Genomic DNA, 17281 nt, shown 5'->3' on the forward strand with positions numbered 1-17281 from the left:
CTGACCAGGGAGGATGGTCCCGTGCCACGCGGAGAACTGCGCATCTATCTCGGGGCCGCCCCCGGCGTCGGCAAGACGTACGCCATGTTGGAGGAGGCCCAGCGGCGGGCCGCGCGCGGCACCGACGTGGTGATCGGTTTCGTGGAGACCCACGGCCGCCAACAGACCGCCGGGATGCTCGGCGATCTGGAGCAGGTGCCCCGCCGCACCATGGACTACCGGGGCGCCGAGTTCACCGAGATGGACCTGGACGCGGTGCTGGCCCGCCGGCCCGAGATCGCGATCGTCGACGAGTTGGCGCACACGAACGTGCCCGGTTCCCGGCACGACAAGCGCTGGCAGGACGTCCAGGAGCTGCTGGACGCGGGCATCGACGTGCTGTCCACGGTCAACGTGCAGCACCTGGAGTCGGTGAACGACGTCGTCGCCCAGATCACCGGCACCACCCAGCGGGAGACCGTGCCGGACGAGATCGTCCGCGCCGCCGAGCAGGTCGAGCTCGTCGACATGACCCCGGAGGCGCTGCGCCGGCGGATGGCGCACGGCAACATCTACCGACCCGACAAGATCGACGCCGCGTTGGGCAACTACTTCCGGGTCGGCAACCTCACCGCGCTGCGCGAGCTGGCGCTGCTCTGGCTGGCCGACAAGGTCGACGAGCAGCTCGACCGCTACCGCAGTCAGCAGGGCATCGCGGCCACCTGGGAGGCCCGGGAACGGGTCGTGGTCGCGTTGACCGGTGGCCCGGAGGGCGAGACGCTGATCCGCCGGGCGGCCCGGGTCGCGGCCCGCAGCAAGGGTGCCGACCTGCTCGCCGTGCACGTGGCCCGCAGCGACGGCCTGGCCGGCGCCGACCCGGCCCAACTGGCCCGGCAACGAGTGCTGGTGGAGAGCCTGGGCGGCACGTACCACCAGGTGCTCGGCACCGACGTGCCGGCCGCGCTGCTGGACTTCGCCCAGGGCGTGAACGCCACCCAACTGGTGCTCGGCGCCAGCCGGCGGGGTCGCCTCGCGCAGATCTTCGCCCGAGGCGTCGGGGTGACCACCACCGCGCTCTCCGGCTCGATCGACGTGCACCTGGTCACCCACAAGCAGGCCGGCAAGGGCCGTCGGGCGGCAGCCGTGCCGGCGGCGCTGTCCCGCCGTCGCCGACTGCTCGGCTTCGGCCTGGCGGTGCTGGGCATGCCGCTGCTCACCCTGCTGCTGAAGACCCTGCCCGACCTGACCCTCACCAACGACATCCTGCTGTTCCTCGCCGGGGTCGTCGGGGTCGCGCTTGTCGGCGGGGTGTGGCCGGCCCTGGTCGCCGCGCTCGGCGGGTCGCTGCTGCTCAACTGGTTCTTCACCCCGCCGTACCGGACGCTGACCATCGCCGAGGCGGACAACCTGCTTGCCCTGGCCGTCTTCGTCGGGGTGGCCCTCGCCGTGAGCTGGATCGTCGACGTGGCCGCCCGGCGGACCCGGGAAGCGGCGCGGGCCGCCGCCGACGCGCAGACCCTCGCCGCGGTGGCCGGTGGCGTGCTGCGCGGCGAACGCCCGCTGCCCGCCCTGCTGGACCAGCTCCGGGAGACGTTCGGGTTGCGCGCGGTGAGCGTGCTGGAGCTGGCCGAGGAGGCCAGCGGGCGTCCGGAGCGCGCCCGCGAGGAGCACGCCTGGTGTGTCGTGGCCAGCGTCGGCGACCAGCCGGCGTGCACGCCCGACGGCGGCGAGACGGCGGTGCCGGTCGACGAGCGGATCACCGTCGTGCTCAGCGGCCGACGGCTGGAGGCCGCCGACCGGCGGATCGTCGAGGCGTTCGCCGCCCAGGCCGCCGTCGCGCTGCGCCAGGAACGGCTCGCCGAGGAGGCCGCCACCGCCCGGCCCCTCGCGGCCGCGGACCGGATGCGTACCGCGCTGCTCGCCGCGGTCAGCCACGACCTGCGTACGCCCCTCGCGTCGGCGAAGGCGGCGGTGACCAGCCTGCGCAGCCACGACATCGAGTTCGACGAGTCCGACCGCGAGGAGTTGCTGGAGACCGCCGAGGAGTCGCTGGACCGGCTCGCCCGGCTCGTCGGCAACCTGCTGGACATGAGCCGTCTCCAGGCCGGTGTCCTCGGCATCACGGCGACGGCGATCGGCCTGGAGGACGCCGTACCCCTGGCGTTGGACGAACTTGGCCCGGGGGCCGCGACGGTCGGCACGGACATCCCGGCCGATCTGCCGGCCGCCACCGCCGACCCGGGCCTGCTGGAACGGGTGCTGGTCAACATCATCGCCAACGCCCTGCGCTACAGCCCGCCCGACCAACCGCCCACCATCACCGCCAGCGCGCACGCCGGCCAGGTGGAACTGCGGGTGATCGACCGGGGACCGGGCATCCCGGAGGACCAGTGGGAGCACGTCTTCCTGCCGTTCCAACGCCTCGGTGACCGGGACAACCAGACCGGCGTCGGTCTCGGACTCGCCCTGTCCCGGGGTTTGGCCGAGGCGATGGGTGGCAGCATCACCCCGGAGACCACCCCCGGCGGTGGGCTCACCATGGTGTTGCGGCTGCCAGCCGCCGCCCAGACCAGCTCGGAGGGGCCGCGGGAATGACGCGCATCCTGGTCGTCGACGACGAACCGCAGATCCTGCGTGCCCTGCGGATCAACCTGCGCGCCCGCCGATACGAGGTGGACGTCGCCGACACCGGGGCCGCCGCGTTGAAGGCCGCCGCCAGCCACCCGCCCGACCTGGTGGTGCTGGACCTCGGCCTGCCCGACATCGACGGCGTGGAGGTGATCCGCGGACTGCGCGGCTGGACCACGGTGCCGATCATCGTGCTGTCCGGCCGAGCCGGCAGTGAGGACAAGGTCGCCGCCCTCGACGCCGGCGCCGACGACTACGTGACGAAGCCGTTCGGGGTGGAGGAGCTGCTGGCCCGCATCCGTGCCGTCACCCGTCGGCTCGGCGGGCCCAGCGAGGCGGTACCTGCGCTGCGGATCGGCCAGCACACCGTCGACCTGGTCGACCACCGCGTGCGGCGCGACGACGGCACCGAGGTCAAGCTGACCCCCATCCAGTGGAGCGTGCTGGAGAAGCTGCTGCGCCACCCCGGCAAGCTGGTCAGCCAACGTCAGCTCCTCCAGGACGTGTGGGGGCCGGAATACCAGAACGAGACCAACTACCTGCGGCAGTACCTGGCCCAGCTACGGCGCAAGCTGGAGGACGACCCGGCCCGCCCCCGCCACCTCATCACCGAGCCGGGAATGGGCTACCGCTACCGCCCCTGACCCGTTGACACCCGCCGGCAGAGATTGAAGAATTTCGCTAGCAGTGGCAGCGGCGTGCTTCTGTAACCGTCCCCTCCACCGGTTACCCCTCGGGAGTCCCGCCGTGTCTGAGCCCCTGTCCCGTCGTCGGCTGCTGGCCGCCGGCGGCGCCGGCCTCGTCCTGGCCGGTCTCACCGACCCGTTCCGCGCCGGCCCCGCCCGAGCCGCCGTCACCACCGCCGACCTGGTCGTCTACGGCGCCACCTCCGGCGGGCTGGCCGCCGCGATCACCATGCGCCGACTCGGTCGCACCGCCGTGGTGGTGGAACCCACCAGCCACGTCGGCGGGCTGAGCACCGCCGGGCTGGGCGCCACCGACACCGGCGTCCAGGCGTCCATCGGCGGCCTCGCCGCCGAGTTCTACCGCCGGGTGTACGTGAAGTACCACGGCGGAACCCTCACGCCGACGTCGCCGCTGCGGATGACCTTCGAACCGCGCGTCGCCGCCGCCGTCTTCGCCGAGATGCTGGCCGAGGCGGGCGTGCCGGTGATCGTCGACGCCCGACTGAGCAGCCTCGGCCGCGCCGGCGACCGGATCACGGAGCTGCGCACCGAGGACGGCTCGATCTACCGGGGCGGGATGTTCGTCGACGCCACCTACGAGGGCGATCTGCTGGCCCTGGCCGGGGTGGGGTTCACCGTCGGGCGGGAGTCCAACGACACCTACGGCGAGACGATCAACGGGGTGCAGTCGCGCAACACCCACCAGTTCGTCTACCCCGTCGACCCGTACGTGACGGCCGGCTCGCCCGCCAGCGGTCTGCTGCCGGGCATCTCCGCCACACCGCTCGCCCCGCAGGGCAGCGCCGACGACCGGATCCAGGCGTACTGCTTCCGGATGTGCCTGACCCAGGCGGCCAACCGGATCCCGTTCGGCAAACCGTCCGGCTACGACCCGATCCGCTACGAGCTGCTGCTGCGGCACATCCAGGCCGGTTACGCCGGGCCGTACTTCACCACGCACTCGGTCGGCGGCGGCAAGACCGACTCCAACAACAACGGCGCCGTGTCGACCGACCACATCGGCTTCAACCACGCGTACCCGACGGCGAGCTGGGCCGTACGGGAGAGCATCATCGCCGAGCACCGCACCTACCAGCAGGGGCTGATGTGGTTCCTGGCCAACGACCCCCGGCTGCCGGCGTCGGTCCGGGACTCGACGGCCCGCTGGGGGCTGCCGGTGGACGAGTTCACCATCACCGGGGGCTGGCCGCCGCTGCTCTACATCCGCGAGGCCCGCCGGATGCTCGCCGCGTACGTGATGACCGAGGCCGACTGCCGGGGCCGGGTACGCGCCACCGATTCGGTGGGCCTGGCCAGCTACACGATGGACTCGCACAACTGTCAACGGGTGGTGGTCGACGGCAAGGTGCGCAACGAGGGGGACGTGCAGATCGGGGTGCCGGCGCCGTACCCGGTGAGCTACCGGGCGATCGTGCCGCACCGGGCGCAGTGCGCCAACCTGCTGGTGCCGGTCTGCCTCTCGGCGAGCCACATCGCGTACGGCTCGATCCGGATGGAACCCGTGTTCATGATCCTCGGGCAGGCGGCGGCCACCGCCGCGTCGCTGGCCCTCGCCGGGAACCTCGCCGTGCAGGAGGTGCCCGTGCCCACCCTCCAGTCTCGGCTGCGGCAGGACGGCGCGGTGTTGGAGTGGGGCTCGACGAGCGAGGTGATCCTGGACAACGCCGCGAGCAGCGGGATCACCCGGGCCGGCACGTGGCTGCGCAGCACGAGCGTCGGCGGCTTCTACGGCCCGGACTACGAGCACGACGGCAACACCGCCAAGGGCGTCAACCGGCTGCGGTTCCGCCCCACGCTGCCCGCCGCCGGGTCGTGGACGGTGCAGTTGCGCTGGACCGCCAACGCGAACCGGGCGACGAACGTGCCTGTCGACATCGAATACTCCGGCGGGCTGGTCACCCGCACGGTGGACCAGCGGCAGGCCGGCGGCCAGTGGGTGCCGCTGGGCACCTACCCGTTCACGGCGGGCACCGACGGGAGCGTACTGATCCGCACCGAGGACACCGACGGCCACGTGGTCGCGGACGCGGTGCGCTTCGTCCGCGCCTGACTGATCGGACGGGCGACGGTCTTCGGATCCAGCGGCGGCGCCACCAGCAGGGGGTCGACCTGGATCACGTCGATGCCGAGAGGGCGCAGCATGCCGCGCAACGCGGACTCGCACAACTCCTCCCAGTGCTGATCGACGCCCATCGCGGCGGCCAGGAGCTCCGGCCGGGTGAAGGCGATGCCCAGCCGCTGGCCCTGCGGCGAACGGCCGGTCCGCACCGTCCGCACCAGCCGTCCCGGCAGGTCGCGCACCGGAACGGCGTAAATTATCGGGGCCTCGTCCATGGTGGGGCTGGTCCTTTCGAAAGCGGTGGGGAGAAGAGGTCATCGGCTGAAACGTTCGAGGTCGTGCGCGAAGCGGCGGATCGTCGAGGCCCGCGCCCAGGACGGCGCGGGCACCGCGACGACCGGCACGGCCGCCCTCGTCACGCAGTACCGGGTGACGTGGCCACGCGACCGGCCGAACCGCCCGCGTTCCGGGCTGCCGACGACCAGCAGGTCGGTTTCCCGGTGCGCGTGGTCGACGAGCACCTGCCCGGCGTACCCCTGGGTCGCCACCAATCGGACGGTCACGTCCCGGGGCATGCCGCCGAGCGCCGCGTCGAAGACGCCACGCAGGTAGACCACCGCGGCCCGGTCGCACTCGTCCTGCCAACGCCACGTCAGGGTGCCGGGCCGCCACGTCGGCGCGAAGACCCAGGCGCGTACGGCGTCCAGGTGCGCGCCGTCGCGGCGGGCGAGCTGCATCGCGCGGCGCAGGGCCTGCATTCCGGCGAACGACCGGTCGACGCCCACCACGATCCGGCGGCCAACGGCGGGGCGGCTCACGCGGCGGACACCGCCCACGCCGGGGCGTCCTTTCCGGTACGCGGCTCCGCCTGCGTGCTCAGGTCGAGCGCGCGGAGGATGTAGTTGGCCGCGGCCACCTCCACCCCGGCCCGGCGGCGCAGGTCGGCCACGGCTCGGTGCAGAACGGTCCTGCTGTCGGCGGAGAGTCGCACCACGGCGTCGATGTCGGCGGCGATCCACCACGCGTCGACGGCGCAGGGCTCGTGCCGCAGGTACTCCACCAGGTGACTGCCGGGCGCGGACGGTCCCAGCCGAACGCTCACCAGCGCCTCGTGCCGGCGTGCCGGCTCGCCCGGACTGCCAGGCGCGTCCGGGCCGCTGTCGCTGTCGCTGCCGGGTGGGAGGTCCCCGCGTTCCCAGCGTGTCATCCGCCAAGGACTCATGGGTCCATCGTCACCACCGAGAGGCGGCGGTGCGCCCGCCGATACGCCATTTCGACGGGCCACCGCCAATTCTTGACGCCGCGTTCACGCCGACGCCTACGCCGGTCAGTTGCCGACGAACTCGACACCCACCAGTCGTTCCGAGACGGTCCACAGCCGTGCCGCGTCACTCGTGTCGTGCGCGGAGCGGTAGACGGCCAGTTCGGTCGGTCTGCCGGTGAACTGCCCCAGCCCGTCCGGGCCGTAGAACCGGCCGCCCCGCGCCTGTGGGCTGGTGGCGGCGTAGAGGGCGGGGAGCAGCCCGGCATCCACCGAGTGCACCAGGATGCCCCAGCGGGCCAGCCGGCTCATGATCGAGTGGTGCAGCGACGGCCGGCTGCGTCCCAGGTTGGGACCGGACGCGTACAGGTTGGTCATCGTGGTGCCCGGATGGGCGACGTTGCTGACGATGCCCCAGCCGGCGGCCCGGCTCCGTCGGTCCAGCTCCAACCCGACGTGCAGGGTGGCCAGCTTGGACGCGTTGTACGCCCGGATCGCCGCGTACCGGTGGGTGCTCTGCAGGTCGTCCCAGTCGAGCCGCCCGGAGCGGGCGGCGCTGCTCGACATGGTGGTGACCCGGGCGTGGCCGGCCCGCAGCAGCGGCAGCAGCCGCCCGGTCAGCGCGAAGTGCCCGAGGTGGTTGGTGCCGAATTGCAGCTCGAAGCCCTCGGCGGTGGCATGCCGGGTCGGAGGCGTCATCACGCCGGCATTGTTGATCATGATCTGGATCGGTCGACCCTCGCCGAGCAGCGCGTCGGCCAGCGCGGCCACCGAGTCCAGCGAGGCGAGGTCCAGCTTCCGGGTCGAGACGACGGCACCCGGCACGGCGGCTCGAATGACGTCCAGCGCGGCGGCGCCCTTGGCCGGGTTGCGGACCGGCAGCACCACCTCGGCCCCGGCGCGCGCCAGCCGTGTGGCCAGGCCGAGGCCCAGGCCGTCGCTGCCGCCGGTCACGACGGCGAGTTTTCCAGTCAGGTCCGGAACGGTCAGGTCGAGCACAACAACTCCCAGGTCGGCGGTGTCCCTCATCGGTCGTGGACAAGCCTGGATCGGTCGCCGACCACCACCCAGGGTCGTCTTATCCAGGGATCGACGGTCCCCGGCTGTCGCACGGGCCGGCTGTCCGGCGAGTAACGTCCTTGACGATCATGGACTTTCGGACGAGGAGGCACGGTGCGGACGACGACGGTGGACATCCCGACCAGCGACGGAGTGGCGGACGCGTCCCTGACCCGGCCGGACGGCAACGGCCCCTTCCCGGCGGTGCTGCTCTTCATGGACGCCTTCGGGCCGCGCCCGCGCCTGGTCGAGATGGCGGAACGGATCGCCGCACGGGGTTACCTGGTATTGACGCCCCACCTGTTCTACCGGGCCGGCCGGGCACCGCTGTTCGACCTGTCCCGACTCGGTGAGCCGGACCAGCGCGGCGCGCTCTTCGAGCAGATCATGCCGCTGGCCGGCGCGTTGACCCCGGACGTGTTCGACCGGGACACCACCGCGTACCTCGACTTCCTGGCCGCCCGCGACGACGTCCGGCCGGGTCCGGTCGCCATCACCGGCTACTGCCTGGGCGGCACGAACGCGCTGCGGGCCATCGAGGCGCACCCGGACCGCATCGCCGCGATCGCCAGCTTCCACGGCGGGTACCTCGCCACCGACGCGCCGGACAGCCCCCACCTGGCCGTCGGCTCGATCACCGGCGAGGTGTACTTCGGGCACGCCGACGCCGACCGGTCGATGACGCCCGAGCAGATCGCCACGCTGGAGAAGGCACTCGACGCGGCCGGCGTGCGCTACCGCTCGGAGGTCTACGAGGGCGCCCACCACGGCTTCACCATGGCGGACACCCCGATGTACGACGAGCAGGCCACCGAGCGCCACTGGGCCGCCCTCTTCGACCTGCTGGACCGCGCCCTGCCCGCGAGCTGACTGACGAGCGCGCCGGTCCGGTCAGCGGCGCAGCAGCACCGGGCCGGCGTCGATGCGGGTGCGGAACAGCGCGTACGGCTTGCGCCGCAGGTCCTTGCCCCGCTGGTACTGCGCCTGCCGGTGCAGCTGGTTGGCGGTGACGTAGAGGTACCCGTCGGTGGCCACCGACATGGTGTCCGGCCAGAGCAGCCGAGGGTCGTGGACCAGGGTCTCGTACTCGCCGTCCGGCAGCCGGCGCAACACCGCGTTGTGCTCGTACGCGGTGAGGTAGAGCCGCCCCGCGTCGTCGCTCTCCAACCCGTCCGAGGCGGTGCCCCGGTCCCCCTCGTCGACGACTGTCGCGGCGACCGCCTCCTGGGTGACGCCCGGGTCGGCCAGCGCCTCGGTGGAGACGCTGTGCAGTCGGCGCGAAGCCAGCGGGCAGTAGTAGAGCCGACTGCCGTCGGCCGAGATGGCGATGCCGTCGGAGCCCATGCTCACCGGTTTCGGCGGGCCGTCCGCCGGCCGTTCGAGGAACGGTCGGCCCTCGACCACCGGCCGGAACGTCGCCAGCGGCTCCGCCTTCGTGGACGGGTGGTCGTGCAGCCGCCGCCAGGAAGCGCCACTGGCCAGGTCGACGACGATGATCCCGTTCGGCCCGGAGTCCGCCGAGTCGGTGATGTACGCGACCCCCGCCTCACCGCGCCGCAGGTCGAACCGGACGTCGTTGAGGTACGTCGTCGGCAGCGCCACGTCCGCCGGAAAGGTGATCACCTGGGCGACCGTGTCGGTGTCCAGGTCGATCCGGACCAGCTTCGGGCCGCCCGGCTTCGTGGGCTGGAACATCGGGCTCCCGGTGTCCAGCACCCAGAGCCGGTCGGCCGGGTCCACCACGATGCTCTGCACCGACACGAACGCGCCCGCGTCGTCGTCGCCCGACGGGTCGTTCCACGCCTGGTCGGGGTAGGGCACCTCCCGGCCGTCGCGCAGCTCCACGACGGTGGCCGGCACCTCGTCGCCCCATTTCGGGAAGTTGACGAAGATCCGGCCCTGGTGCGAGACGCTCACCCCGGTCGGCATCGGGCCGGTGAAGGTGTGCACCAACTCCAGCTCGCCCACCGGCTCGTCGCCCACCGGCCCGTTCATGACGCCCACCTCACGATGCCCATCGTCTCGCCTCCTGCTCGGTCGGTAGCGCGCTCCGGTGCGGTTGTTCCCGCCCTGGCGTCCGATATTCCTCGGTCAGCTCACCGGCGCGGCGGCGTACGCGGCGGGCAGGCCGGGGACCTCGACGTCCACCGCGAGCAGCGCGCCGTCCTGCGGACCCGCGGCGCTCAGCCCGACCCGGGCGGTGCCGATGAAGAGTCGGCGCAGGTCGGGGCCGCCCAGGCAGATGCCGGCGGGCTGCTTCGCCGGCAGCCGGATCTCCCGGTCCAGGGTGCCGTCGGGCCGGTAGCGGCGGACCGCCGAGCCACCCCAGAACGCGACCCAGAGGTGGCCCGCCGCGTCGACGGTCATCCCGTCCGGGCCGCCGTCGTCGGGGGAGAGCCGCAGGAACGGCTCCCGCCCGTGCAGGTCTCCGGTGCCCGGGTCGACGGTGAACCTGTCGATCTCGCCGCGCGGTGTGTCGGCCAGGTACATGGTGGTGCCGGTGGCGTCGAACGCCGGCCCGTTCGGAATGGTCAGCCCGGTCACCGCGGGCACCGGTGCTTGGCCCGGGGCCAGCCGGTACAGCGTGCCTTCGCCGGGGACCGCGGCGTACGTCATGCTGCCGGCCCAGAATCGGCCGTGCGGGTCGGCGACCGCGTCGTTCATCCGGGTCGGCTCGGGCGCGTCGCCGACCAGGTCGGCGACCGGTCGGGGGTCGCCGCCGGCGGGCAGCACGGTGACGCCGGTCCCGGCGGCGGCCAGCCAGTCGCCGGGACGGTCGGCCACCGGGGCGACCGCGCCGAGCGGAACGTCGAGGCGGCGCACCTCCCGCAGTGGGGCCGGGGCGTCGCCGTCGGTCTCCAACAGCCGCCCGGCCAGCAGGTCGACGAGGACCAGCCGGTCGTCGACCCAGCGCAGCCCCTCGCCCAGCTCCAGCCGGTCGGTGCTCCAGACGGTCGGCTCGGTCAGCTCCATGGTGCTCCTCCAAGAGATCTCCGGTCGGCGGCGGCCGGTCCGCTTCGGTCGTCGGTGCACCAGCCTGCGCCGGCCGCCGCACCCGTCAGCGGACCGTACCGCCGGGGCATTGGTCGAGCAGCGTCAGCGGACCGTACCGCCCGGCCCGTGGTCGAGCAGCGTCAGCTCGGCTCGGTCGGGCAGGCCCTCCCAGTCACCCCGGGTGGCGACCGCGAACGCGCCGGTGGTGACCGCCCGGTCCAGCCGGGTCGACGCGTCGGCACCGTCGAGCCACCCGGAGAGCAGCCCGGCCACGAACGCGTCGCCCGCGCCGACGGTGTCCACCACCGGCACCGTCCGGGCTGGACGGTGTACCCGGCCGGTGGCGCGGTGGCTGGTCGCCCCGTCGGCGCCGTGCTTGACCACGACCTCGGTCACGCCGGCCGACAGCAGCGCCGCGACCGGGTCGGACGCGTCGGTCAGCACGGCCAACTCGTCGTCGGAGGCGACCACCAGATCGATCGAGGGCAGCAGCGGGCGCAGCGCGTCGGCGGCGTCGGCGACCGACCAGAGCCGTTGCCGGTGGTTGACGTCCAGGCAGACGGTGGTGCCGGCGGCACGGGCGCGCCGCACGGCCGCCACCACCGCCTGGTACGGCTCGACGCCCAGCGCGCAGGTGATGCCGGTGACGTGCAGCAGCCGGGGCGGCGACCCCGGCGCGTCGAAGGCACGTGTCACGTCGGCCGGGCGCAGCCGGGAGCCCGCGGAACCCGCGCGGTGGTAGGTGACCCGGTTGATGTCGGCGACCCGGTTCTCGACGAGGATCAGCCCGGTGGGCGCGGTCGGGTCGATCCGGGACCAGGTCAGGTCGACACCTTCGGCGCGCAGCGTACGGCGGACCAGCTCGCCGGGCTCGTCGGCGCCGGTGACCCCGACCCAGGCGGCCCGGTGGCCGAGCCGGGCCAGCCCGATGGCCACCGTCGACTCGGCCCCGGCGACGGAGATCCCGGCGGTGCCGCCCAGCCGCAGCGGGCCGCTGCTGCGGAAGGCCGCCATCGTCTCGCCGAGCGTGAGCAGGTCGGTCACCGCTGGACCGCCGTGCGGAAGGTGTCCGCGCGCTCGCGCAGCGCCGACAGGTCGCCGCCCCGGACGGCGTCACCCAGCAACGGGGAGCCGACACCCACCGCCACCGCGCCCCGGTCGAGGTACCGTCGCGCGCCGTCCGCGTCGACCCCGCCGACCGGTACGAACGCGGTGCCGGGGAACGGATCCCGCAGCGCGCCGAGGTAGTCGGGTCCGCCGAGGGAGGCCGGGAAGAGCTTGACGGCGGTGGCCCCGGCACTGCCGGCCTGCACCACCTCGGTGGGGGTGAGCGCTCCGGCGAGCACCGGCAGCCCGAGCCGGCCGCCCTCGGCGAGGCTCGGCGCGAGCGCCGGGGTGACCAGGAAACCGGCGCCCGCGTCGGCCGCGGCGCGGGCGTCCTCGGCGCTGAGCACGGTGCCCGCGCCCAGGGCGTAGTCCGCCCCGAGGGCGGTCCGGGCGCGACGGATGATGCCCAGCGCGTCGGCACTTGTCAGGGAGACCTCGACCAGGGCGACGCCGCTCTCGGCCAGGGTGAGTACGGCGGCCAGCGCGGCAGCCGGGTCCGGGCCGCGCACGATGGCCAGCAGCCGGTGGGTACGCAGCTCGTCGAGCAGGTTCATCGCGGTGTCCTCAGTGGATGCGGTGGGCGGAGATGGTGAGTCGCCAGGTGACCTCACCGGCGGGCGGAACGACCACGGCGTCGGCGGGGCCGGCTTCGGCCAGGTCGAAGGCCGCGCCGAGCATCGGTTCGACACCGACGCTGCGGTAGGGGCCGTCGGTCGGCCAGCCGCCCAGGTTGCGCCAGAGGGCGGTGCTGCGGGGCTGGCCCGCGCACTCCAGTTCCAGCGTCAGCCGGTCGTCGCCGTCGATCACCTGGACCCGTGGGCAGTCGAGCAGTACCGCGCCGAGCGCGGTCCCGTCGTCCGGGCCGAGGGTGTCGAGCGTCAGCCCGGCGGGGGACGGCCACTCCCCGGTGAGCCACGGTGAGTCGGCGGGCCAGGTGCCCGGCGGCAGGAGCGCGGCGGCCTCCGGGTACAGCCGGGTCGGTGTGCCGGCGGGCGCGTCGAGGCGGGCCGCGGGGGACAGGTCGAGCAGGGCGTGCGCGGCCCAGACGAACCGGTGACCGGGGTCGGCGGCCAGCCGGTAGTCGGCCACCACCACGCCGCCTTCGTCGGTGATCCGGCGGCTCAGGGTGAACGTCCGCCGCTGGATCACCAGCGTGTCGGGGCCGGCCCGGCGCCAGGGCCGCGACCAGACCTCGCCGTGGTCGGGCTCGCCGCGCACGGTGGGCAGGCACTCCTCCAGCCCGCCGGCGTCAACGAACGCGTCGTCGGCGCGTACCTCGTCTCGGCCGGGGCCGGGGCCGCGCCAGAGCCACTCCCGGCCGCCACCGTGCAGGCTGGTCCACCGGCCGCCGTGCGCCACGTCGTACGCCACGCGCAGCGGCACCGGAGTCGCGCCGGTCACCATTCCGCGAACGACCCGTCGGCGTGCTGCCAGACCGGGTTGCGCCAGGTGTGCGGTGTCTGCGCGGCCTTGCGGACCGCCGCCTCGTCCACGGTGATGCCCAGGCCGGGCCGGTCGAGGCGGGCGATGTGCCCGTCCACGAACCGGAACGGTTCCGGGTCGACCAGGTAGTCCAACAACTCGGAGCCGACGTTGTAGTGGATCCCGATGCTCTGCTCCTGGATCAGGAAGTTCGGCGTCGCGAAGGCCACCTGGAGGCTGGCCGCCAGCGAGATCGGGCCGAGCGGACAGTGCGGGGCGAGCAGCGCGCCGTACGTCTCGGCCAGCGCGGCGATCCGGCGGACCTCGGAGATCCCGCCGGCGTGCGACAGGTCGGGCTGGACCACGGCGACTCCGGCCTGCAACGGGCCGAGGAACTCGGAGCGGCCGTAGAGGCGTTCGCCGGTGGCCACCGGGATCGGTGTGCTGGCGACGATGTCGCGCAGGTGGTGGGCCTGGTCGGGCAGGACCGGCTCCTCCACGAAGAACGGGCGCAGGGGAGCCAGCTCGGGCAGGATCCGGCGTACGGCGGCCAGCCCGGCCCGGCCGTGGAAGTCCAGCGCGATGTCCCGGTCTCCGCCGAGCACCTCGCGGGCGGCGGCGACGCGGCCGACGACCTCGTCCACCTCGGCGGAGGTGGGGATGGGGGAGAGCCGCCCGCACGCGTTCATCTTGACGCCGGTGAGACCGGCGGCGACCTGCGCGGCGGCGGCGTCGGCCACCTCGTCGGGCTCGTCCCCGCCGATCCAGGAGTAGATCCGCACCTTCTCCCGCACCGGGCCGCCGAGGAGCGCGTGCACCGGCGCGCCGTACGCCTGCCCGGCGATGTCCCAGAGCGCCTGGTCGAGGCCGGCGACCGCGCTGGAGAGGATCGGGCCGCCCCGGTAGAAGCCGCCCTTGGTGAGCACCTGCCAGTGCTGCTCGATCCGCAGCGGGTCGGCGCCGATCAGGTATTCGGCGAGCACCTCGACGGCACTGCGCACCACTTCGGCGCGCCCCTCCACCACCGGTTCACCCCACCCGACCAGCCCGTCGTCGGTCTCCACCCGGCAGAACAACCACCGTGGCGCGACCAGGAAGGTCTCGATGCGCTCGATCTTCACTGACTGCCCCTTCGTCCCCGTGCCTTCTCGACGTCGCGGACGGCCTTGTCCAGCAACTCACGCATGGCGGTCTCGGCCGCCGTCTCGTCGCGCTCGCGTAGCGCGTCGACGACGGCACGGTGGCTGGGCACGGGGTCGTCGTGCGCGGCGCCGCCGTGCACCAGGCGGTCGCGTTCGGCGAGCCCGGTCTCCATCACCACCTCCATCCGTTCCAGCAGCTCGTTGTGCGTGGCGGTGAGCAGCGCGCGGTGGAAGGCGAGGTCGGCGGCGACGGCGGCGGCGGGATCACCGTTGGCCTCGGCCATCTCGGCCAGCGCTCGGTCGAGGGCGGCCAGGTCGTCCTCGGTCGCCCGGGTGGCGGCCAGCCGCGCGGCGGCCGGCTCGATGATCGCGCGTACCTCGTGCAGCTTTTCGAGCAGACGCTCGTCGGGGCCCTCGGCGAACTGCCAGCGGATCACGTCGCCGTCGAGCAGGTTCCAGTCGGCGCGGGGCCGGACGAAGGTGCCGCGTTTCTGCCGGGCGTCGACGATGCCCTTGGCCGAGAGGACCTTCAGCGCCTCGCGCAGGGCCGTGAGGCTGACGTCGAACTCCTCCTGAAGGGCGACGATGTTCAGGGTCGCGCCGGCGGGGATCTCACCGGTGAGGATGCGACGGGCGATCGCTTCGACGGTCTGCCCGTGGACGCCGCGGCGTGCGTACTGTGCCAATGCTCCTGGCCTTTTCGCTGGTCGGTATCGATCTCTCAGGCCGAGGCTTTCACCGCTGTCCAGCCACCGTCCACCACGAGGCTCGCGCCGGTGACGTAGGCGGCGTCCGGTGAGGCGAGGAAGGCGACGGTCGCGGCCACCTCGTCCGGGGTGCCGAAGCGTTTCGCCACCGTCTCGGCGACGCTGCGCTCGCGGTCCTCTTCGGACACGTCGGCCCAGGCCGCGGTGAGGATCGGGCCGGGCAGCACGGTGTTGACCCGCACCTGTGGGCCGTACTCCACGGCGAGTTGGCGGCCGAGCGCGACCAGGCCACCCTTGGCCGCGGCGTACGCGGGGCGGCCGGGCAGCCCGACGAGCGCGTGCACCGAGGAGATGAGCACCACCGCGCCGGAGCGGGTCCGCAGGTCGTCCAGGCAGGCGCGCACACCGAGGAACGCGCCGGTGAGGCTGACGCCGAGCTGCTGGTCCCAGGACTGCCGACTGGTCTCGTGGGCCGGGGCGACCCGCACGGCGTACGCGGTGCTGACCAGGATGTCGATCGGGCCGAGGCCGGCGTGTACGGCCGTCACCGCAGCCGCCCAGTCGTGCTCGTCGCTGACATCGGCCACTACGGACAGTGCTCGTCCGCCGCGAGCGGTCAGTTCGTCGGCCAGCGGGGTCGGGTCGTGCACGTCGAGCAGCGCGACCGCCGCACCCTCGGCGGCGAGCCGCCGGGCCGTGGCGGCGCCGATCCCGCCCATAGCGCCGGTGACCAGCGCGTTCATGCCTTCAAGTCGGCGCATAAGCTGATCTACCTGCCCCTCGCCCTGATCTCATCTAATCATTAATTACGAAGATATCTTGACAGCCGGCGACGTCCGATGCAACCTTCTCGACACAGCATTCACATGGACGACACACTGCGCGGTGACGCTGCGTGTCGTAGAGGAAGGGATACCTCCGTGAGCGACTTCGACCCCGGTCGCCGGCGATTCCTTGGCCATCTCGGGCTCGCTGGCCTGGGTGCCCTCGGCGCCAGCTCGTTCCTCAGCGCGTGCGCCAGCTCCGCCAGCGGACCGACGACGAGCAACGGCTCGGGCGCGGTCACCATCCAGTCCAACCTCTCCTCGCCGCAGGCCAAGGCCGCGATGGAGAAGCTGATCGAGACGTTCAACGCGCAGGGCAAGGGCACGGCCAGCCTCAACACGATTGCCTCGGAGACCTTCCGGACCCAACTGCCGACGTACCTGACCTCGGCGAACCCGCCGGACCTCTACACCTGGTACGCGGGCTCGGTCGCCAACGACTACGCCAGCAAGAACCTGCTGCTGGACGTCTCCGACGTGTGGAAGTCGCTTGGCGACTACCCCCAGTCGCTGCGCACCCTCTCCACCGACGCCAGCGGCAAGCAGGTCTTCGTGCCGATGAACAACTACTGGTGGGGCTTCTTCTACCGCAAGTCCAACTTCGCCAAGTGGGGCGTGCAGGAGCCGAAGACCTGGACCGAGTTCCTGGCGCTGTGCGAGACCTTGAAGAGCAAGGGCGTCCCGCCGATCGGCATCGGTCTCGGCGACACCCCGTGGGTGGCCTCGGCCTGGTTCGACTACCTCAACATCCGGATCAACGGTGCGCCGTTCCACCGTGAACTGCTCGCCGGCAAGCAGCGCTTCGACGACCCGAAGGTCAAGGCGGTCTTCACCCGTTGGCGCGAGGCGCTGCCCTACTTCGACCCCAAGGGCAAGGCGTACCCGTTCCAGGAGGCGACCACCGCGCTGCTGGCGGGCAAGACCGGCATGTTCCTGATCGGCACGTTCTTCGCCGACGCCGCACCCAAGGACGCCCTCGGTGACCTGGACTTCTTCCGGTTCCCGATCATCGACCCGGCGGTGCCACTGGCCGAGGAGGCCCCCACGGACGGCTTCTTCGCCAGCGCGAAGACCGCCAACCCGACCGGCACCAGGGCGCTGCTCAGCTACCTCTCCGGGGTCGAGGCCCAGGAGGCGTACGTCAAGGCCAGCTCCGGGATCGTCCTGCCGGCCAACCCGAAGGCCAAGGCGTCCGACTCGCCGCTCGTGGTCAAGGGCAAGGCGATGCTCGACGAGGCCAAGGAACTGACCCAGTTCTTCAACCGCGACTCCAGCGACGCACTCCAGCCGACCGCGGACACCGCGCTCACCAAGTTCATCGACAAGCCGGACCAGATCGACGCGATCCTGCGGGAGTGGCAGGCCGGCGCCGAGAAGGTCTTCAAGGGCTGA

17 protein-coding genes are annotated in these 17281 nt (G+C 72.8%); 5 read left to right on the top strand and 12 right to left on the bottom strand.

Annotation, left to right across the window (positions count from 1 at the left end; genetic code table 11):
- Positions 1-21 precede the first annotated feature (21 nt).
- The 3 genes from AB0A90_RS03055 (at position 22) to AB0A90_RS03065 (ending at position 5364) form a co-directional block, all read left to right on the top strand.
- The gene (locus tag AB0A90_RS03055) at positions 22-2574 is read left to right on the top strand and encodes a DUF4118 domain-containing protein (protein ID WP_357240747.1); all 2553 of its coding nucleotides are present in this window, start codon (positions 22-24) and stop codon (positions 2572-2574) included.
- Positions 2571-3251, top strand: coding sequence for a response regulator (locus AB0A90_RS03060; protein WP_357240750.1), 681 nt, complete (start codon positions 2571-2573; stop codon positions 3249-3251). The genes AB0A90_RS03055 and AB0A90_RS03060 overlap by 4 nt, the downstream gene beginning before the upstream one ends.
- 103 nt (positions 3252-3354) lie before the next feature.
- Complete coding sequence (locus AB0A90_RS03065; RefSeq protein WP_357240752.1) at positions 3355-5364, top strand: FAD-dependent oxidoreductase; 2010 nt, start codon at positions 3355-3357, stop codon at positions 5362-5364.
- On the opposite strand, the gene AB0A90_RS03070 is transcribed toward AB0A90_RS03065, so the two are convergent.
- The 4 genes from AB0A90_RS03070 to AB0A90_RS03085 form a co-directional block, all read right to left on the bottom strand.
- Complete coding sequence (locus tag AB0A90_RS03070) at positions 5265-5648, bottom strand: SAV_915 family protein (protein ID WP_357240756.1); 384 nt, start codon at positions 5646-5648, stop codon at positions 5265-5267. The genes AB0A90_RS03065 and AB0A90_RS03070 overlap by 100 nt on opposite strands.
- 39 nt (positions 5649-5687) lie before the next feature.
- Positions 5688-6191, bottom strand: coding sequence for a universal stress protein (locus AB0A90_RS03075; protein WP_357240759.1), 504 nt, complete (start codon positions 6189-6191; stop codon positions 5688-5690).
- Positions 6188-6595, bottom strand: a complete 408-nt coding sequence (locus tag AB0A90_RS03080) for a hypothetical protein (protein ID WP_357240762.1) — start codon at positions 6593-6595, stop codon at positions 6188-6190. Before AB0A90_RS03080 ends, AB0A90_RS03075 begins: the two co-directional genes overlap by 4 nt.
- Positions 6596-6700: 105 nt before the next feature.
- A complete protein-coding gene (locus tag AB0A90_RS03085) occupies positions 6701-7663 on the bottom strand; it encodes an SDR family oxidoreductase (RefSeq protein WP_357240765.1) in 963 nt (320 codons plus the stop codon).
- A 144-nt stretch (positions 7664-7807) separates the two neighbouring features.
- Between AB0A90_RS03085 and AB0A90_RS03090 the strand changes: the two genes are divergently transcribed.
- Positions 7808-8563 (top strand): dienelactone hydrolase family protein, encoded by a 756-nt coding sequence (locus AB0A90_RS03090; protein ID WP_357240768.1) that lies wholly within the window; start codon positions 7808-7810, stop codon positions 8561-8563.
- A 21-nt stretch (positions 8564-8584) separates the two neighbouring features.
- On the opposite strand, the gene AB0A90_RS03095 is transcribed toward AB0A90_RS03090, so the two are convergent.
- From AB0A90_RS03095 to AB0A90_RS03130, 8 genes are all read right to left on the bottom strand, one after another.
- Positions 8585-9688 carry an L-dopachrome tautomerase-related protein gene (locus AB0A90_RS03095; protein WP_357240771.1) on the bottom strand — a complete coding sequence of 368 codons (1104 nt, stop codon included), beginning with the start codon at positions 9686-9688 and terminating at the stop codon, positions 8585-8587.
- Between the two features lie 96 nt (positions 9689-9784).
- Entirely contained in the window at positions 9785-10666 is an 882-nt protein-coding gene (locus AB0A90_RS03100) for an SMP-30/gluconolactonase/LRE family protein (RefSeq protein ID WP_357240774.1), read from the bottom strand.
- A gap of 123 nt (positions 10667-10789) precedes the next feature.
- Entirely contained in the window at positions 10790-11731 is a 942-nt protein-coding gene (locus tag AB0A90_RS03105; protein ID WP_357240777.1) for a sugar kinase, read from the bottom strand.
- Positions 11728-12348 (bottom strand): bifunctional 4-hydroxy-2-oxoglutarate aldolase/2-dehydro-3-deoxy-phosphogluconate aldolase, encoded by a 621-nt coding sequence (locus AB0A90_RS03110; protein ID WP_357240780.1) that lies wholly within the window; start codon positions 12346-12348, stop codon positions 11728-11730. The genes AB0A90_RS03105 and AB0A90_RS03110 overlap by 4 nt, the downstream gene beginning before the upstream one ends.
- Before the next feature lie 10 nt (positions 12349-12358).
- Positions 12359-13198, bottom strand: coding sequence for a hypothetical protein (locus AB0A90_RS03115; protein ID WP_357240783.1), 840 nt, complete (start codon positions 13196-13198; stop codon positions 12359-12361).
- Positions 13192-14337 carry a galactonate dehydratase gene (gene dgoD / locus AB0A90_RS03120; protein WP_357240786.1) on the bottom strand — a complete coding sequence of 382 codons (1146 nt, stop codon included), beginning with the start codon at positions 14335-14337 and terminating at the stop codon, positions 13192-13194. The genes AB0A90_RS03115 and dgoD overlap by 7 nt, the downstream gene beginning before the upstream one ends.
- Complete coding sequence (locus tag AB0A90_RS03125) at positions 14334-15044, bottom strand: FCD domain-containing protein (protein WP_357240789.1); 711 nt, start codon at positions 15042-15044, stop codon at positions 14334-14336. The genes dgoD and AB0A90_RS03125 overlap by 4 nt, the downstream gene beginning before the upstream one ends.
- Positions 15045-15079: 35 nt before the next feature.
- Positions 15080-15808, bottom strand: coding sequence for an SDR family oxidoreductase (locus tag AB0A90_RS03130; protein ID WP_357240792.1), 729 nt, complete (start codon positions 15806-15808; stop codon positions 15080-15082).
- 177 nt (positions 15809-15985) lie between these two features.
- On the opposite strand from AB0A90_RS03130, the gene AB0A90_RS03135 reads away from it, so the two are divergent.
- On the top strand, positions 15986-17281 hold the full coding sequence (locus tag AB0A90_RS03135) for an extracellular solute-binding protein (RefSeq protein WP_357240795.1): 1296 nt from the start codon (positions 15986-15988) through the stop codon (positions 17279-17281).

It is taken from the genome of Micromonospora sp. NPDC049204, assembly GCF_040647935.1.
Taxonomy (GTDB): domain Bacteria; phylum Actinomycetota; class Actinomycetes; order Mycobacteriales; family Micromonosporaceae; genus Micromonospora.